The organism is Bradyrhizobium sp. USDA 4503 (assembly GCF_054055815.1).
In genome coordinates, this window is record NZ_JBSRXS010000001.1 from 4,194,846 (window position 1) to 4,211,030 (window position 16,185).

Sequence of the window (16,185 nt, forward strand, 5' to 3'; positions counted from 1 at the left end):
CTCAGGGACGCAGTGTCGGCGACGTGTTCGGCGTCGGCGCCTGCTCCATCTCCGCCTCTTCGGGCAGCTTGTCGGCGTGGACGGCGAGCGGCGTGCCGATCCAGAGCGGATCGTCGTGGTGGTCGCGGCGCGGATTGGTGGTGTTGGGATGGACCAGGATGCTTAGGCTGCCGTGGTTCAGCATCAGCCACGGCACCAGGGTCGGGAACAACTCGGCCGCAAACGCCACCTGATACATCGCCTGATCGTGCGGGCCGACCTTGACGTCGTGCCAGCGTCCGAGCGTGACCAGAAAGCGCTCGCCGATCCAGTTGCGCAGCCGCTCCGCCTCGTCCCGGCTGGCCGCGGGGTCGTAATAGACATGGGCGTGGTAGCTCGCGATCTCGCCGATCATCCGTGGCGCGTCCGTCATCTCACCTCTCCCTCCGCGGCCGGTCACTTGCGCCGCAGCACACTGAACTGGAACGACTGCGTCGCGCCCCAGGGCGTGACGTGCCGGTGCGCCTCATGCGCGATCAACTCGAATGCCGGACCAATGGTCCTGCTGAGCGTCGCGGGGTCATAGCGCTGCACCGGCAGGCCGCTGCACTTCTCCGGGCCATCCAGCGCGAAGGTGCCGATCACGGCGTGCCCGCCTGCTTTGACGCCGCGATGCAGCCGGTCGAGATAAGCTGCACGGTCTGGTTCCTCGACCAGGAAGTGAAACGCCGCGCGATCGTGCCAGATGTCGAAGGTCTGCTGCGGCTGCCAGACCGTTGCGTCACCTACGATCCAGTGCACCGCGTCACCTGCTGCGCCGATCCGCTCCCGCGCGTTCGCCAGTGCCGCTTCAGAGAGATCGAGCAAGGTCACATCATGAAAGCCGCTCGCCAGCAGCGCATCGACAAGTCGCGAAGCTCCGCTGCCGACGTCGACGATCGAGGCGTCGCGGCCGGGCGCAACCGTTTCGATCAGGCGCAGCGATGGCTGCGGATCGGCCTGCGACCAGCTCACCTGTTGCTCTCCCTTGGTCAGATAGACAGTCTGCCAATGCGATTGCCAATCAGAAGCGGTCATGGCGATAGGTCCCGAAAGCGGCAACAACCTGCGTTGCGCCATTAACCATCAGCTAGGCGCGGCGGTCTCTCGCGTCAACCGGCAGCGGCGGGCACGCACGGCGGCGTAGCAGCAAATGCCGCATTTGCTTCGCCGCATTTTCCAACTAACCTGATAGCCGGGTTGAGATCAGGGCGTCCGGGGATGGCCAATTTCGGCTGGACACGCGGCAACAAGCCTGCACAAGCGGAGGACGCCGCCAGCGACTTGCGCGGCCTTACCGATCCATTGGCGTTTGTCGCCGCGCTCGACAAGGTGGTCCCGCGCTATCTCGATCTCGCCGACAATGGCGTGCTGGTCTATCCGGCCTGCAAACGCAAGTCCGGCGATCTGCTCGGCGACATCAGTGCGATCTGGGAGCACACGCGGCTTGAAGCGATGCGCTATGTCCCGATGGTGCCGCGGCAGGACATCTCGCTGCTGGTCGATCCGGCCCGCCAGGCGGAGATGATCGATGCTTTCCTGCGCCAGCGCGCGCACGACAAGACCGTCGTCGATTTCACCGGCACCGCGATCGAAGACTACGGGATTGCGATCTACGCTGGCCTGAACTGGCTGAACCATTGCGGCGCGCTCGTGGGCGCCGATCCGCAAAAATTTTCCGGCACGTTGCGGAGCTTCCGCAGGGTCATGGTGGTCGCCCAACAGTGGTGGGCGATCGACGGCGCGGCCGAGCGTTGCCGGCAACTGCTGGAAGCGCGCGAACGGCCACCGCTGGTGTTCTTCCTGATGTGGGCCGAATGCACCAATTTGGCGCGGGAGATCGCGATCGCGGCGGCCGGTCCAAATGCAACCGAGCACACTATCTCGCGGATGCGCGCGGCCGAAGACCCGGAACAGCTGACCTAGGGAGCCGGCGGATCCCGGCCGTCAGGCGACAGGGTTCCCGTCGGCCGACGCTTGCTGCAATTCCTTGGATTTGCGCGAGATCAGGCGGGCCAGTTCGCTCTGCTTGTAGGTCTCGACGAACTTGATGGCGAAGCCGTTCGGCAGATGCCGGACCACCCGCCCGACGCAGGCGCCGATCGCAAGCGGCATGCCGACCGGCGGCTGCGCCTCGGAGGAGACCGCCGCGCCGGACAGCGACATGTCGATGATGAAGCAGCTCTGCATGGTGCCGTCCGCCAGCGTCAACATGGCATGCGGCGCGACGGGAACGAAACGCGGGTTGTTGCGCGCCTCGCGGATGCTCGGATCCTTTTGCTTCTTCTCGATCCAGGTCAGCTTGTCGGCGAACTTCTCACGCATGGCATGCGTCATCTCGAGCTCGAGCAGGAAGCTGCCGCTCATCGTGTCGGTGATGCAGCCCTCGAATTTGCCGAACTCCTCGAAATACGAAGTCAGCCGGTCGCCGACCTTGCCGACGACGGGCACGTCCACGATCATCCGGAACGGCGAGACGCGCGTCGTGCGGCAGGCGAAGGTGCGCAATTTGCCCTGGGCATCGTACCAGTTCGGCAACGTGTAGCTGCCATTGACGGTGATCTTGACCGCGCGTTGCTTGAGAAACTTTTCGACGGACACGACTGAACCTCGCCCGAGGCGATGTGAGTGCACGGAGGTCGGGATTGACCGGCTTCACTGCCGGTCCGGTGGTGGGGAAGTCCGCTACCGACGCGATGGTAGCGGGCAGCTGCGGCACGCATCCCAGCGCGTGGCGGAATGGTCCTGGCGCGCAGGTGCGTACAGCCATACCGTCGAAAAACTAGGAAAAAGTTAAACCGGGACGGAGCGTCGGCGGCGCACTCTATGGCGCAACCGTTTCGCGGCGGTTTATTTTGCGAACCGTACAACTGCCGGGAGAGTTGCCGCCCGGCAATGCAATCGCGCCGTGCTCCAAACCGCCTGCCCCGGCTGTCGGCCGGGTGCTAGCCTTCGCTCGATCGGTCCGGACCCTCATAGGCTCAACATGTCAAACAAATCGCTTGCCGACGGCAAGATCCTGCAGGACGTCGTCGACGGTGTCGGCGTCATCACCTTCAACAATCCCGACAAGCGCAATGCGATGTCGCTGGAGATGTGGGAGGGGCTTGGCGAGGCGCTGACGGCGTTGCGCGACGATCCGGCTGTCCGCGTCGTGATCCTGGTCGGCGCCGGCGACAAGGCGTTCGTATCGGGCGCCGATATCAGCCAGTTCGAGAAGACAAGGCACAACGCCGAGGCCTCCGAGGAATATTCACGGCGCAGCGCCGCCCAGCGCACCCTGCTCGCCGACTATCCGAAGCCGACCATCGCCTGCATCCGCGGCTTCTGCCTCGGCGGCGGCATGCAGGTCGCGATGCTGACCGATATCCGCATCTCCGGCGCCAGCGGCCAGTTCGGCATTCCCGCGGCCAAGCTCGGCATCGCCTATGGCTATGACGGGCTGCGCCATCTGGTGTCGCTGGTCGGGCCGTCCTGGGCGCGGCTGATCATGTATACGGGCATGCGGATCGATTCCGCCGAGGCGCTGCGGATCGGCCTCGTCGATCGCGTGCTGCCGGACAACGAGCTCTGGGACGCGACCATGGAGATCGCGCGCACCATTTCGGGCAACGCGCCGCTGGCGATCAAAGCCGCCAAGATCACCATCGCGCAGGTGCTGAAGGATCCCGCCGATCGCGACATGGCGGCGATCAAGCAGGTCGGCATCGAATGCATGGACAGCGCGGATTTCCGCGAAGGCCGCAATGCTTTCATGGAGAAGCGCAAGCCGCAGTTCAAGGGCCGGTAGCGGCGTCCTCATCCTCACCGGTCATCGCCCGGTTCAACCGGGCGAACCAGTACGCCGCGGCCCATCGGCTCAAGCACGACCGCCTCTGGAATACTGAATCACCCGCATGCGCATGCGCGGGTGATGACGCCGGATGACGATCGCACGATTTCTGAATAATGGAATAATAGCCCCGATTTGCCCGACGCGTCAAGTCGCCTGGTCGAAGGCCGGCCGCCGGCCGGCTCCTTTGCATGGGGTTGTTTTCGATATTTTGGCAGTGTGCTCGCGATTGAACCTGCCCGCTACTTCTTCTCGCTGACCGGGACCGTGTAGTTCAGGATCAACCGCCCGCCGTCGGGATAGATGGTCTGGCCGGTGATGTAGGAGGCATCGTCGCTGGCAAGGAATGCCACGACGGAGGCGACCTCGCTCGGCTCGCCGCAGCGGCCGGCCGGCGTCCGCGACAGCACGCTGCGCCGCGCATCCTCCGACGAGAAGATCGCCGTTGCCACCATCTCGGTCAGGATCGTGCCGGGTCCGACCGCCACGACGCGAATACCGTGCGGCGCCAGCGCCACGGCGGCGACCGAGGTGAGCTGCTTCATCGCGCCCTTGGACATCGCATAGGTCGCGAGCGAGGGGATCGCGAGCAGCGCGTTGACCGAGGACATGTTGACGACGACGCCGCCACCGCCCTGCGCGATCATCTGGCGCGCCGCAGCCTGGACGCCGAAGAACGCGCCCTTGAGGTTGATGCCCATCACGTCGTCGAATTCGGCCTCGCTGATGTCGAGGAAGTCGCGGTTGCGCGCGACGCCGGCATTGTTGACCATGACGTCGAGCCGGCCGAACTCCTTCACCGCGGTCGCGACAATGCGATCGACATCGGCGCGCTTGCTGACGTCGGCCTCGACGGCCCGCAACTGATCGATATGTCCGAGCTCCTGGGCGGTGTGGACCAGCCCTGCAGCGTCGACATCCGAGATGACGACCCTGGCGCCGTCGGACAGGAAGCGCGCCGCGCAGGCCTTGCCGATGCCGCGTGCCGCCCCCGTGATGGCGACGACCTTGCCGGAATTCTTCATGGGAGTGCCTCCAGAACAAACTGTTCATGGAGCAATAGCGCATTGCGCGTCGGCAGGGAACGCGGCGGATTCTCCGGGCGAGACCTTACGACTTGATGCGCGCGAGAATCCGGTCGGCCTCGGTACGCCAGTCGGCGCTGCGGGCGAAGTCCGGCGTTCCCCTGGGTCCGAACACGCCCTCATCGGCAAGATCGGCGATCCAGCCCTGCCGCTCGGCGGTGCCGGAGGCAGACCACGGCGTCAGCCCGGCCTCGCGCACGGTCTCCGCCACCTCGCGCACCTCCTCGGCGCGCCGCCGGCCGTGCTCGATCACCCGCTGAAAGAAATAGGCGCCCTGCTTCTCCCAGTCGATCGACGGAAAGGTCTCCTTGAGCGAGGCGAGCACCGCATCCTCGACGCCATAGGCGCGCGCGGTGGTGAAGCTCTCGATCACCATGGCCTCCAGCCCCTTGATCATGATGCTGCGACACATCTTGACTGCCGAGGAGACGCCAAGCTCGTCGCTTGCGACCTTCGCCGCAAAACCGAGCGCGACCAGCAGCGGCGCCAGCTCCCGCGCGCCTTGGCCGCCGAGCAGCAGCGGCACCCTGATCCGGTACGGCGGCAGCGAAGTCATCACCGCGCCTTCGACATAGCGGCCACCGGCGCCGTCGATGTGCGCCGCCGCGCGCTGCTTGGCGCCGGGCGAGGCCGAGTTGAAATCGAGAAACCAGACCCCGCTCCGGATCCCGGGCGCGCAGGCCGCGGCCACCGGCACCGCCTGGCTCGCCGTCACCGCCGAGATGATGAAATCGGCCCGCGCCGCAAGAACGGCATGGGATTGCGCGAGTTCGACGCCGATCTCCACCGCGTGTGCGCGCAGCGCCGCGCCCTGTTCGCGGTCAAGCTTGATGTCGTAGGCCGAAACCCTCACGCCCTGCTGGCGCAGATCCTCGGCAAGGATGCGACCGACCTCGCCATAGCCGAGCATGCCGACCTGCCATTGCCGCGGATCGCCGGAGATTGTCATCAGTTCAGGTCCCGTGTTGTGTCGTCGAACAGCTCGTCGACCGTGACGCGCCGGCGGATCAACGCCTGCTGCACGCAATAGTCGATCATCAATTCGAGTGGCTTGCGGTTCGCCGCAACGCCGAACGGCAGCAGGTCCGGCATGCCGGGCGGGCCGGCCTCAGCCTTGCCGCGCTTGAGCAGATCGTACAGGCTCCGCACCACATCCGGCCGCGACGCCGCAAGCTGCGATGTCACCACCACCAGATGATTGACCGGCACCACGCCGTGCCGCGCATACTACAGGGACGCCTCTGCGGCTGGATCGGCGAACAGCGGCTTGAGCTCCGGATCGCTGGAGGTCTCGCCCAGCACGGCGTCGACCTCGCCGTCCCCCAGCATCTGGACGATTGTCTTGCCTTTCGGCGCGCGCTCGGTGCTGTCGACATATTCCGCAACATGTGGATCCTCGAACGTGACCCAGTTGATCCTGTCGAGGTTCACGCCATGGTCATTGGCAAGGATGCCGCGCATCCATGCCCCGGTCGTGGTCGTGAACGAGCGGATGCCGACCCGCTTGCCTTCGAGATCGGCCGGCTCAAGCGTACCGAGGTCGGCGCGATAGAGCGCATGGCCGTGCTGGAAGCGGCCGACCATCGCCGCCGGCAGCAGCACCAGCGGCTTGCCGTGCGCCCTTGCCATCAGATAGGTCACGATCGCCATCTCGCAGACGTCGAAGGCCTGCTCGCGCACCATCGGCTTGAACGCGGCGTTGGTCGGCGTGAATTCTTTGAAGTCGAGATCGAACAGCTCGGAGCGAAGCTCACCGTTCTTCACCGCCCGGATGTGCGGATGATTGCCGAGCACGGCGCGCAGCCGAAGTTTCTCCATCGCGACAAGCTCCGGACGTTCAGGTCACCACTCGGCCCGGATTCGCGCCCGGGATCTTGCGGGGCGCCCCTTCGTCGAGCGGCGCGGCCTGCAACGCGGCAACGGTGGCGCGCACCAGTTCCTCGATGGCGTGGCCGGCATCGGAGCCGTCGGCGCTGCCGCGCGACAGGCGCGAGACGCGCTCCGGCGTCACCAGCGTGTAGTAGAGCGCGCCGAGCAGGAAGTGGCTGCGCCAGACCAGATCGGTACGCGGAATATGCGGCAGGCTTTCATGAATCGCGTCGATGAAGGCATGACTGGTGTCGTCGAAGGTCTGCGCGATGATCTTGCGCACGACCTCATTGCCCTCGGCCGACATGATCGCGCGCAATCGCGTGAACCGCGTTCCGCCGCCGGCAAGATCGCTGCCGGACGTAAAGGCCGGCAACACATAGGCGCGCACGATCGCCTCCAGCCGGTCCTGCAGATCGCGCACCCGCCGCGCCGCCGCCAAAAGCTCGGAGCGCCGGCGGTTCATCGGGCCGCAATGGCGCCGATAGATTTCCAGCAGCAGGCCGTCCTTGGTCCTGAAATGATAGGTCACGCTGCCCGGATTGGCGCCGGCGGCCTGCGCGATGTCGCGTACCGAGACGGCGTTGAAGCCGTAGGTCGAGAACAATTCCTCCGCCGCGGCGAGGATCGCCTCGCGCATGTTCGGCTTGCGGGCGCTGGCGGCCTTCACGTCAGACCTGGCAGGTTTGCGGACCATATTTGTACTATCGTCCAAATAATCCGGTCGCGTCAACAACGCCGCGCGGCACCCATCCGTCAGGATAGTTTGACGTCAGGCTCTGCCCGACCGCGCGCGGCGGCCTCGAGCAGGAACGTCCTGCCATGCTCGGGATCGGCCGCACGCTGCGCCTCATCCATGTCCTGCCAGGCCGAAGTGACCAGCACGCGCGAGAAGTCGCGGCCGACGAATGCCGGGCAGCTCGATTGCCTCGCGGGTACGCGCAGCGAACGCAGATGCCGGCCGGCGGGATCGTAAACGTCGACGCGACCGCCACCCCAGCGCGCGTTCCAGATCAGGCCGTCGGCATCGACGATCGCGCCGTCGAGGCCGCCGCTGCCTTGATGCCTGATCAATTCGATGGGTTCACCGGTCGGCAGTCCTGTTGATGGATCGAGCGGCACGCGATGCAGCACATTGGTTGCGGTATCGGCGAAATAGCCGATGTCGCCCGCGGGCGAAAAGCAGATCGCATTCGGGATGGTGATCCCGGGATAGAGTCGCACGATGCGGCCCCGGTGCAGCGCATAGATCGCGCCGGCACCCTGCTCGGCATGGCGCCCCATGGTGCCGAGCCAGAACGTGCCCGACGGATGCACACGCGCGTCGTTGGAGCGCGTCAGCGGATTGTCGGCCTCCAGCGCAGCGAACAGCTCCAGGCGGCCGTCTGCAACGTGCCGTACATAAAGTCCATCTTCGGCAAGGATCAGCTGCCGCTCGCCGTCGATCCGCGCCAATGCACTCGCCATTTTCGGCAATCCGTGGATGACGGTGCGGCCACCTGCAAATCGATGCTCGAACAGGCGGCGCTCGCGGATATCGAACCACCAGGCGGTGTCGGTCGCCGCATCATAGGTCGGGCCTTCGCCGAGATGGCAACGCTCCGCCGACAGCACCGATGTCGGCACCTCTTCCATCAGCGGCTCGGCGGCACGGTCGGTCATGGCGTCACTCACGCGGTTGAGAAGCGGTAGACGATGCTGCGCCGATAGAGCTGTCCTGGATCGAGCCGCGCCGAGGGGAAGTCGGGCCGGTTCGGCGTATCCGGCCAGGCATGCGGCTCGAGACAGAGCGCGTCGGATTGCCGGTACAGACGATCGCCCTTGCCGGCGGTCGAGCCGTCGAGGAAATTGCCGGAATAGAACTGCAGTCCCGGCTGATCGGTGAACAGCTCCATCACGCGGCCGCTGTGCGGCGCCTCGAGGCGCGCAGCAAGGCAAAGGCCCGCCCCCTTGGCCAGACAGAAATTGTGGTCATAGCCGCGCCCGAGCCGCAGCTGCTCGTCATTCATCCTGATCCGCGCGCCGATGGCTGTAGGCTTGCGGAAGTCGAACGGCGTGCCGTCGACCGGCCGCGGCGGTTCGTGGAGCGGGATCGCCGTGGCATCCACCGCGAGGAGATGGTCGGAGACGATCGTCAGCCGGTGATCGAGGATCTGCATGCTCGAGCGCGCGCCCTCGAGATTGAAGAAACTATGGTTGGTGAGATTGAGGCAGGTCGGCCGGTCGGTCGTCGCCTCGTAGGTGACCGAGAGCTCCATCGGACTGCGCACGCGATAGGTCACGCGCGCCGCGAGATTGCCCGGATAGCCCTCCTCGCCATGCGGGCTCTCGCGCTCCAACACCAGCGTCGGCGCCGGATCATCCGATAGTTCGACGATCCGCCACAGCTTGCGATCAAAGCCCTGCACCCCGCCGTGCAGCGCGTTGGGACCGTTGTTGGCGTCGAGCTGCACGGTCTCGCCATCGAGCACGAAACGCGCGCCGGCGATCCGGTTGGCATAGCGCCCGATCGTCGCGCCGAAGAATTTGCGCTGTGCGAGATAGCCGTCGAGTTCCTCGTGGCCAAGCACGATGTCGTCGCAATGCCCGTCACGATCCGGCGCAAACAGCGCCTGCAGCGTGGCGCCGAACGGAAGGATGGCGGCCTCAAAACCGTGTTCGCCGCGCAAGATCACGCGCTCGACCACGGTGCCGTCGTGCAATTTGCCGAAGGGAGCGCGACCGATGCTGGCTGATGTCATTGTCAGTCCTCGAACGCCTCGACGAGGCGCCGTCGTCCGAACATGAAGCTATCGGCGACAAGCTGCAAGGGCGCGAGGTCGACATCGGATTTTCCTTCCGAGGTCAGCGCGACGAAACGGCGGTACAGCGCGGGATATTCCTCATCTGGCGCATCGACCACCAGCCTGCCGCCATCGCGCAGCTGCCTTCCACCTTTCGACAGCGTCACAGGCCCGGCCTCGGTTTCGCACAGGATGTCCCAGCTCGGCGATCCGGTCTGGCGGAAATCGAATTCGGCGTGGATTGGCAAGCCGCTCGCGTCGGAGAGTTCGATCTCTGCCGCAATCGGCGCCTCCCGATTGGACGGAAAGTCCAACGCCGCACTCCTGACAAAGACCGCACGCGGCAGGATCTCGGTCAGGATCGACAGCGCGTTGATGCCGGGATCGAACACGCCGAAGCCACCCGCCTCGAAGATCCAGGCCTGACCCGGATGCCAGACGCGCACGTCTTCCTTCCAGATGATGGTGACCTTGTTGATGGTGCGTCTCGCGAGCAATTGCCGCGCAGGACCGACCGCGGCCGCATAGCGTGAATGCCATGTGGCAAACAATGTCCGACCCGCCTCCTGCGCGGCCGCGATCAGCGGCTTGAGTTCGCTTAACGTCGTGCCCGGCGGCTTCTCCAGCAGCACGTGCTTGCCCGAGGCGAGCGCGGCGGCGGCCTGCGCGTGGCGCATCTGCGGTGGCGTACACAGCGCGACCGCGTCGATCTCCGGCCCGTCGCGCAACAACTCCTGCAAATCACGGAAATGCGGCAGGCCGGGCGGGGTCTTGACGGGATCGGCCACCGCAACGAGAGCCACGCCTGACGTCTTCGCGATCGCAGGCACGTGCTGCCGGCACGCGATCTCGCCATAGCCGACGATGGCGATGCGAAGCAGGTCACTCATGGCCGTCCTCGCGTTGCTGTCCACCTGGCCGGCTGAAGTCGCCAGGCAGAATCATAAGCCAGCGCCGAATACTAACGGCATGATGTGATTTTGGTTGCGGACACGCAAGTCCACGACGTTCTGTTGCGCGCCTCGCGGCCGGGGCATCGGCTTTGACCAATCAAGGCCGATGCTCCGGATTCCGGCCTTGACGGGCTTTGTTCGCGCGGACCGGTCGCCACCTCGCCCGAAGCCGCGCTAGCGCGCGGCCTCAAACCCGCCGAGCACTGCCGTCAGATTGGCGCCGAGGATGTCGGAGAGATAGCCGCCCTCCTGCACCAGCACCGTCGGCAGTCCGAATCGGGCCAGTCCCTCGCCGATACGACGGAAGCCGTCGGTGGTGACGGCGAGACCGGCGAGCGGGTCCTTCTCGGAGGCGTCGAGACCGAGCGCGACCACGAGCGCGGTCGGGGCGAAGGAGCGGATCGCCTTCTCCGCCACCGCGAGCGCCTTCATGTAGTCGTCGTCACCGGTGCCCTTGGCGAGGGGAATGTTGAGATTGGTGCCGAGGCCACCTGCGGCGCCGCGCTCATGCGCATAGCCCCAGACGAAGGGGTAGAAGAACGACGGATCGGCGTGGATCGAGACGGTGAAGACATCCGGCCGCTCGTAGAAGATGCCCTGCGTGCCGTTGCCGTGATGCACGTCGACGTCGAGGATCGCGACGCGCTCATGCTTCTGGCGCAGATGCTCGGCCGCGATCGCGCTGTTGTTGAGGAAGCAGAAGCCGCCGGCGAGGTCGCGATAGGCGTGGTGACCGGGCGGGCGGCAAAGCGCGTAGACAGCGTCCTCGCCGTCGAGCACCATCTGCGCGGCGGTGACCGCCACGTCGCTCGCGGCGCAGGCGCCGGCCCAGGTGCCGGGACCGATCGGGGCTGCGGTGTCCATCGTGTGCCAGCCGAGCTTGCCGACGATATGAGCAGGGTACGTGCCGGCATTGCGCACCGGGTGGATGTTCGCGATCATCTCCGGTCCGGCATTGCCGAGCGCCGACCATTCGTCCCAGGCGTCCGCGAGAAAGCTCAGATATTCCGGACTGTGCACGCGCGCCCGTGGCCCCTGCCCGAACCTGGTCGGCTCGATCAGCGTGTGCTTGCCGGCCTTCAGGCCCGCCAGCAGGCGGTCGGCGCGTTCGGGCTGTTCGGTGGTACGCTGGACCACACCGCGGACCAGGAAGAATTGCGGATCATGGCTGCGGTGCAGATCACTGTAGACGGCCTTCACGGGGACACTCCTGTTGGATCGGCGGCTGAGCTGGACAGAGCGAGGGCAATGTGCCGCACGCAAGCTCTGGCCTGCGCGTTGTACACTATCAGCGACGGCGACGATCTGAAACCGAGCGCGATTTCATGCTATGCCCGCATGCAGCGCAATGATTGAAAGACGCAGGACGCGAAGTCCGGCCATGGCTAGCGGCAAGACGCAGACAGAGGAAGCGGCAACGGGGCGGCGCGGGCGGCCGCGCTCCGCCGCGACCACGGCCGCGATCCTGGAAGGCGCCTATCAGCTGATGGCGACGACCGGCCTCGCCGCGACCACCATCGACGCGATCGCCAGGCATTCCAACGTCTCGAAGATGACGATCTACAAATGGTGGCCGTCGCGCGAAGCCTTGCTGATCGATGCCTTCCTCGACCAGGCCTCGCGGGCCGTGCCGCTGCCCGAAACCGGCAGTCCGGTGGCCCGCATCCGCCGCCACGTTGCAACCTATGTCGAGGCGTTGCAGGGCGAGTTCGGCCGCGTGCAGCTTGCCGTGATCTCGGAATGCATCTCGAAGACCAGCACGGCAGAACTGTTCTACGAGCGTTACCTCGGCCTGCGCCGCAGCAAGATGCTGGAGATCATCGCCGCCGGCCAGAAGGACGGCAGCATCGGCGCACCGGGCGTACCCGGCGATATTTATGACGCAATCTACGGCAGCCTGTTCTACCGCTACGTCTTCGGCATCAAGCCGCTGACGCCGGCCTACGCCCGCAATCTCGTCAATCTGGTGCTGCGGCCGCGCACGGACGCTTGACTATCAAGCAGAGCGTTGGCGCTGACGGCGGAACCAGACCCAGGTCTCGCGCGTGACGGCCCGGTAACTGCTGCCGCGATACACGATGTGGCCATCGACGATAGCGTTCAGCTTCGGCAGCGCATGGAACGGCACCGTGGGATAGGCGTGGTGCTCGACATGGTAAGGCATGTTCCAGGCGAACCATTTCATGATCCTGCTGGTCATCGTTGTGCGCGTGTTCTCGAACGCGCTCCGCGTCCGCTCGCAGCCGGTGTGCTCGGCATAGAGATAGGGGCGCAGGATGAGCTGACCGGCCAGGAGCGGCACGATCCACACCCACAGCAGGATCGCACTGTGCAGCGCGAACGAGGCCGCGAGCAACAGCAGATAGCCCGCGAGATAGAGCCGCGCCTCCAGCACGATCGAGGCGCGCTTGTGCTCCGGAATCCACGGCACGACCACCTTTCCGGTGAGTGCATGCCAAAACATCAGGCGGATGCGAACCAACACCTGCAGCAGTCCCGAATAGGCGATCGCGAGCTGGGTGTCCGACGCGGGCTTGGGGCCGACGATCAGCTCCGGGTCTTTCTCCGGATCCTGCGTGTAGCGATGATGGTCCCAGTGGAACAGGCAGTAATACCGGTAGGGCAGTCCGATCATGAAGGCGGACAGATTGCCTACGACAAGATTGAGCGCTGGACTGCGGAACGCCGTCTTGTGCGCGGTCTCATGCACCACCATGAACAGGAATGCGATGAAGTAGCCCTGCACGGCAATCAGCGGCAGCGCCCATGGCAGACCGTAGCGCGATGAGACCAGGGAGATCAGCGCGCCGACGATGACGATCATCCCGTAGTGGCTTGCCGCGCGCACCGCGCCGGCAAGGTTCGACTTGGTCGACAAATCGCGCAAGGTCAGCGGGCTGAGCGGCTTCAGGCGGGGTCCGGCGTCACTGGTCTCTGCGGTGCTCATGGTCGTCTCACCTGTCAGCGTTGCAGCAGCGCCGAGATTTCGGCGTTGATGAAGGCGCGGTCTTCGGCGTTGTTGGCGGGATTGCCGGCCCGGTGCCCGTGGATCGACGGAATCGCATGCAGCGCGGCCGAGCGCGCGTTGACCAGGCGGCCGAGTTCAGCCTCGTTGTCGCGCGGGTCGAAATAGCGATCGGTACGCCCCGGCATCAGCAGGACATGCGCCTTGATCGCGATCTGCGCCATCAGATCATTCGCATCGCGCCGCGCGAAGGCACCGTCCCAGGATCCCGCGAGGTAGTCTTCCAGCGAGTTGAAGCCGGCCGCGCGCCAGACTTCCTCGCGATAGAACTCATGTGACATCGCCCAGCCGGCGTAGACGCGCCCCATCGCACGAAGGCCCGCCGCGGGCTTGCTGACGAAGCGGCCGTCCCGGTAGGCCGGGTCGGCGGTCAGCGCGGCCTTCACACCTTCGAGGAACACATGATTATACGGCGAGCACCGCGCGCTGCCGCAGACCACGGCCGCGCGCTCGACCATGTCGGGATACCGCGCGGCCCAGTGATAGGCCTGCATGCCGCCCATCGACCAGCCATAGACCAGCGCGAGCCTGGTCACGCCGAACCGCTCGACCAGCAGCCGCCGCTGGATCGCGACCGCGTCATGATAGGTGAAGGCAGGAAATGGCGCGCCGCCGAGCACCTCGACCGAATTCGACGGCGAGGAAGACAGGCCATTGCCGAACAGATTCGCGATGACGATGAAGTAGCGCTCGGGATCGAGCGCGCCGCCCGGCTGCACCAGCCATTCGATGTCGGAGTGCTGTGCGGCAAACGACGTCGGATAGAGGATGACGTTGTCCCGCGCCGCATTCAGCGTGCCATCGGTCTTGTAGGCGAGCCTCAGTTGCGGAAACACGGCACCGCCCTGCAGCGTCACATCACCTGCCTCGAACACCTCATAGTCGCGCGGCGTGGTCATCAGCATTCGATCTCGAGCAGCCGGGCGCAACGCTGCGCCCTTAATAACTGTACTATTGGTACACTAAATACAAAACCCTGGCAATAGCGGCAAAGGTGGAATGACACCGGCCGATCCATTCAAAATCGGTATGGATCAATACCCGTTTCGGCTTGGACCCATTGTCGTCATCTCTCTAGGACAGACCCCGAGGAAATTTTCGAGGAGGCGCTAATGAGCGCAATTGTGTCCGCCGCAGACACGCGGCGATCCCGCGTCCGGCTCTTGATCGTGACGATGCTGTTTCTCGTCACCACCGTGAACTATGCCGATCGCGCCACGCTCTCGATCGCCGGCCCCGCCCTTTCCAAGGAACTGCATCTCGATCCGGTCGCGATGGGCTACGTGTTCTCGGCGTTCGGCTGGTCCTATGTGGTCGCGCAGGTGCCGTGCGGCTGGCTGCTCGACCGCTTCGGCTCCAAATGGGTCTATGCGCTCAGCATCATCGTCTGGTCGATCTTCACCGCAATGCAGGGCCTGGTCGGATTCCTGTCCGCGGGCGCGGCCGTGGTCCTGCTGTTCGCCCTGCGCTTCCTGGTCGGCATCGCCGAGGCGCCGTCATTCCCGGCCAATGCCCGCATCGTCGCCTCCTGGTTCCCCGGCAATGAACGCGGTACCGCCTCGGCCTTCTTCAATTCGGGGCAGTATTTCGCCACCGTGATCTTCGCGCCGCTGATGGGCTGGATCGCCCATGAGTATGGCTGGCGCCATGTGTTCTACGTGATGGGTGCGCTCGGCATCGTCACGGGCATTGCCTGGATCAAGACCATCTACGAGCCGAAGGAGCACCCCGCGATCAACGAGGCCGAGTTCGACTACATCAAGCAGGGCGGCGCGCTGGTCGACATGGACGCGGCGAAGGCCGGCAAGACCCAGGACAGCGGCCCCAGCTGGGACCACATCCGCCAATTGCTCGCCAACCGCATGATGCTCGGCGTCTATATCGGCCAATACTGCATCAACACCCTGACCTATTTCTTCCTGACCTGGTTCCCGGTCTATCTGGTGAAGGAGCGCGGGCTCTCGATCCTGCAGGCCGGCTTCGTCGCGACCTTGCCGGCGCTGTGCGGCTTCATCGGCGGCGTGCTCGGCGGCGTGATCTCGGACTATATCCTGCGCCGCACCGGCTCGCTGACCATAGCGCGCAAGATCCCGATCGTCGGCGGCATGCTGCTGTCGATGTCGATCATCGCCTGCAACTATGTCGACGGCCAGGCACTGGTGGTCGGCTTCATGGCGCTCGCCTTCTTCGGCAAGGGCATCGGCGCGCTCGGCTGGGCGGTCGTCTCCGACACCTCGCCGAAGGAAGCCGGCGGCGTCTCCGGCGGCTTGTTCAACACCTTCGGTAACCTGTCCTCGATCACGACGCCGATCGTCATCGGCTACATTCTGGCCGCCACCGGCTCGTTCAACGGCGCGCTGGTGTTCGTCGGTGCCAACGCGCTGGTCGCGGCGATCGCCTATCTGTTCATCGTCGGCGAGATCAAGCGGGTGCAGCTCAAGGCGGCGTGAGCGCGCTTCACCTCTCCCCGCCTTCCGCGGGGAGAGGTCGAAATTCGCACAGCGAATTTCGGGTGAGGGGCGAAGCAACACGTCTCCGCAGAGACAGTCCTTCCGACTCGTTCGGATCGCGCGTGCACATCGAGGCGGCCGTTGCGCAGAGAGAGCCCCTCACCCCAACC

Annotated in this window: 18 protein-coding genes; 4 read left to right on the forward strand and 14 right to left on the reverse strand. The window is 65.4% G+C overall.

Going from position 1 to position 16,185, the window contains the following annotated elements; translation table 11 throughout:
* Position 1 precedes the first annotated feature (1 nt).
* Together ACVMIH_RS20355 and ACVMIH_RS20360 are read right to left on the reverse strand one after the other, a co-directional pair.
* Entirely contained in the window at positions 2 to 412 is a 411-nt protein-coding gene (locus ACVMIH_RS20355; protein WP_057016923.1) for a DOPA 4,5-dioxygenase family protein, read from the reverse strand.
* Between the two features lie 23 nt (positions 413 to 435).
* Positions 436 to 1,056 (reverse strand): class I SAM-dependent methyltransferase, encoded by a 621-nt coding sequence (locus ACVMIH_RS20360; RefSeq protein WP_076826075.1) that lies wholly within the window; start codon positions 1,054 to 1,056, stop codon positions 436 to 438.
* A gap of 183 nt (positions 1,057 to 1,239) precedes the next feature.
* On the opposite strand from ACVMIH_RS20360, the gene ACVMIH_RS20365 reads away from it, so the two are divergent.
* The gene (locus tag ACVMIH_RS20365) at positions 1,240 to 1,944 is read left to right on the forward strand and encodes a hypothetical protein (RefSeq protein WP_076826073.1); all 705 of its coding nucleotides are present in this window, start codon (positions 1,240 to 1,242) and stop codon (positions 1,942 to 1,944) included.
* Between the two features lie 21 nt (positions 1,945 to 1,965).
* On the opposite strand, the gene ACVMIH_RS20370 is transcribed toward ACVMIH_RS20365, so the two are convergent.
* Positions 1,966 to 2,619: a PilZ domain-containing protein gene (locus ACVMIH_RS20370; RefSeq protein WP_076826071.1), complete on the reverse strand. Its 654-nt coding sequence runs from the start codon at positions 2,617 to 2,619 to the stop codon at positions 1,966 to 1,968.
* 385 nt (positions 2,620 to 3,004) lie between these two features.
* On the opposite strand from ACVMIH_RS20370, the gene ACVMIH_RS20375 reads away from it, so the two are divergent.
* A complete protein-coding gene (locus ACVMIH_RS20375) occupies positions 3,005 to 3,808 on the forward strand; it encodes an enoyl-CoA hydratase (RefSeq protein ID WP_229189569.1) in 804 nt (267 codons plus the stop codon).
* A gap of 284 nt (positions 3,809 to 4,092) precedes the next feature.
* Here the strand turns inward: ACVMIH_RS20375 and ACVMIH_RS20380 are convergent, their stop codons facing one another.
* The 9 genes from ACVMIH_RS20380 to ACVMIH_RS20420 form a co-directional block, all read right to left on the reverse strand.
* The gene (locus ACVMIH_RS20380) at positions 4,093 to 4,875 is read right to left on the reverse strand and encodes an SDR family NAD(P)-dependent oxidoreductase (RefSeq protein WP_028333266.1); all 783 of its coding nucleotides are present in this window, start codon (positions 4,873 to 4,875) and stop codon (positions 4,093 to 4,095) included.
* 85 nt (positions 4,876 to 4,960) lie between these two features.
* Positions 4,961 to 5,878 (reverse strand): DUF1932 domain-containing protein, encoded by a 918-nt coding sequence (locus tag ACVMIH_RS20385; RefSeq protein ID WP_083714926.1) that lies wholly within the window; start codon positions 5,876 to 5,878, stop codon positions 4,961 to 4,963.
* A 5-nt stretch (positions 5,879 to 5,883) separates the two neighbouring features.
* Entirely contained in the window at positions 5,884 to 6,144 is a 261-nt protein-coding gene (locus tag ACVMIH_RS20390) for a hypothetical protein (RefSeq protein ID WP_244558717.1), read from the reverse strand.
* 18 nt (positions 6,145 to 6,162) lie between these two features.
* Positions 6,163 to 6,753: an ABC transporter substrate-binding protein gene (locus ACVMIH_RS20395; protein ID WP_244558716.1), complete on the reverse strand. Its 591-nt coding sequence runs from the start codon at positions 6,751 to 6,753 to the stop codon at positions 6,163 to 6,165.
* Positions 6,754 to 6,772: 19 nt separating this feature from the next.
* Positions 6,773 to 7,501 carry a TetR/AcrR family transcriptional regulator gene (locus tag ACVMIH_RS20400; RefSeq protein WP_076826067.1) on the reverse strand — a complete coding sequence of 243 codons (729 nt, stop codon included), beginning with the start codon at positions 7,499 to 7,501 and terminating at the stop codon, positions 6,773 to 6,775.
* 59 nt (positions 7,502 to 7,560) lie between these two features.
* Positions 7,561 to 8,439 carry an SMP-30/gluconolactonase/LRE family protein gene (locus tag ACVMIH_RS20405; protein ID WP_057017013.1) on the reverse strand — a complete coding sequence of 293 codons (879 nt, stop codon included), beginning with the start codon at positions 8,437 to 8,439 and terminating at the stop codon, positions 7,561 to 7,563.
* 35 nt (positions 8,440 to 8,474) lie between these two features.
* Positions 8,475 to 9,545, reverse strand: coding sequence for an aldose epimerase family protein (locus tag ACVMIH_RS20410; protein ID WP_456863123.1), 1,071 nt, complete (start codon positions 9,543 to 9,545; stop codon positions 8,475 to 8,477).
* A 2-nt stretch (positions 9,546 to 9,547) separates the two neighbouring features.
* Positions 9,548 to 10,477 carry a Gfo/Idh/MocA family protein gene (locus ACVMIH_RS20415; RefSeq protein ID WP_456815360.1) on the reverse strand — a complete coding sequence of 310 codons (930 nt, stop codon included), beginning with the start codon at positions 10,475 to 10,477 and terminating at the stop codon, positions 9,548 to 9,550.
* 237 nt (positions 10,478 to 10,714) lie between these two features.
* On the reverse strand, positions 10,715 to 11,740 hold the full coding sequence (locus tag ACVMIH_RS20420; protein ID WP_076826066.1) for a histone deacetylase family protein: 1,026 nt from the start codon (positions 11,738 to 11,740) through the stop codon (positions 10,715 to 10,717).
* Between the two features lie 181 nt (positions 11,741 to 11,921).
* Here ACVMIH_RS20420 and ACVMIH_RS20425 point away from each other — a divergent pair, with 181 nt between their 5' ends.
* Positions 11,922 to 12,533: a TetR/AcrR family transcriptional regulator gene (locus ACVMIH_RS20425; protein ID WP_057016914.1), complete on the forward strand. Its 612-nt coding sequence runs from the start codon at positions 11,922 to 11,924 to the stop codon at positions 12,531 to 12,533.
* Positions 12,534 to 12,536: 3 nt separating this feature from the next.
* On the opposite strand, the gene ACVMIH_RS20430 is transcribed toward ACVMIH_RS20425, so the two are convergent.
* Both ACVMIH_RS20430 and ACVMIH_RS20435 read right to left on the reverse strand, forming a co-directional pair.
* Positions 12,537 to 13,487: a fatty acid desaturase gene (locus ACVMIH_RS20430; RefSeq protein ID WP_057016913.1), complete on the reverse strand. Its 951-nt coding sequence runs from the start codon at positions 13,485 to 13,487 to the stop codon at positions 12,537 to 12,539.
* Positions 13,488 to 13,501: 14 nt separating this feature from the next.
* Entirely contained in the window at positions 13,502 to 14,464 is a 963-nt protein-coding gene (locus ACVMIH_RS20435; RefSeq protein WP_456866526.1) for an alpha/beta fold hydrolase, read from the reverse strand.
* A 213-nt stretch (positions 14,465 to 14,677) separates the two neighbouring features.
* Here ACVMIH_RS20435 and ACVMIH_RS20440 point away from each other — a divergent pair, with 213 nt between their 5' ends.
* Entirely contained in the window at positions 14,678 to 16,015 is a 1,338-nt protein-coding gene (locus ACVMIH_RS20440; RefSeq protein ID WP_057016912.1) for an MFS transporter, read from the forward strand.
* Positions 16,016 to 16,185: the final 170 nt, after the last annotated feature.

What these genes read in the sequence shown, in the direction of transcription:
- ACVMIH_RS20355 (WP_057016923.1), bottom strand. Translation starts at nt 412, where the DNA reads ATGACGGACGCGCCACGGATGATCGGCGAGATCGCGAGCTACCACGCC.
- ACVMIH_RS20395 (WP_244558716.1), bottom strand. Translation starts at nt 6,753, where the DNA reads ATGGAGAAACTTCGGCTGCGCGCCGTGCTCGGCAATCATCCGCACATC.
- ACVMIH_RS20360 (WP_076826075.1), bottom strand. Translation starts at nt 1,056, where the DNA reads ATGACCGCTTCTGATTGGCAATCGCATTGGCAGACTGTCTATCTGACC.
- ACVMIH_RS20365 (WP_076826073.1), top strand. Translation starts at nt 1,240, where the DNA reads ATGGCCAATTTCGGCTGGACACGCGGCAACAAGCCTGCACAAGCGGAG.
- ACVMIH_RS20415 (WP_456815360.1), bottom strand. Translation starts at nt 10,477, where the DNA reads ATGAGTGACCTGCTTCGCATCGCCATCGTCGGCTATGGCGAGATCGCG.
- ACVMIH_RS20400 (WP_076826067.1), bottom strand. Translation starts at nt 7,501, where the DNA reads ATGGTCCGCAAACCTGCCAGGTCTGACGTGAAGGCCGCCAGCGCCCGC.
- ACVMIH_RS20440 (WP_057016912.1), top strand. Translation starts at nt 14,678, where the DNA reads ATGAGCGCAATTGTGTCCGCCGCAGACACGCGGCGATCCCGCGTCCGG.
- ACVMIH_RS20410 (WP_456863123.1), bottom strand. Translation starts at nt 9,545, where the DNA reads ATGACATCAGCCAGCATCGGTCGCGCTCCCTTCGGCAAATTGCACGAC.
- ACVMIH_RS20430 (WP_057016913.1), bottom strand. Translation starts at nt 13,487, where the DNA reads ATGAGCACCGCAGAGACCAGTGACGCCGGACCCCGCCTGAAGCCGCTC.
- ACVMIH_RS20435 (WP_456866526.1), bottom strand. Translation starts at nt 14,464, where the DNA reads ATGACCACGCCGCGCGACTATGAGGTGTTCGAGGCAGGTGATGTGACG.
- ACVMIH_RS20425 (WP_057016914.1), top strand. Translation starts at nt 11,922, where the DNA reads ATGGCTAGCGGCAAGACGCAGACAGAGGAAGCGGCAACGGGGCGGCGC.
- ACVMIH_RS20405 (WP_057017013.1), bottom strand. Translation starts at nt 8,439, where the DNA reads ATGGAAGAGGTGCCGACATCGGTGCTGTCGGCGGAGCGTTGCCATCTC.
- ACVMIH_RS20375 (WP_229189569.1), top strand. Translation starts at nt 3,005, where the DNA reads ATGTCAAACAAATCGCTTGCCGACGGCAAGATCCTGCAGGACGTCGTC.
- ACVMIH_RS20380 (WP_028333266.1), bottom strand. Translation starts at nt 4,875, where the DNA reads ATGAAGAATTCCGGCAAGGTCGTCGCCATCACGGGGGCGGCACGCGGC.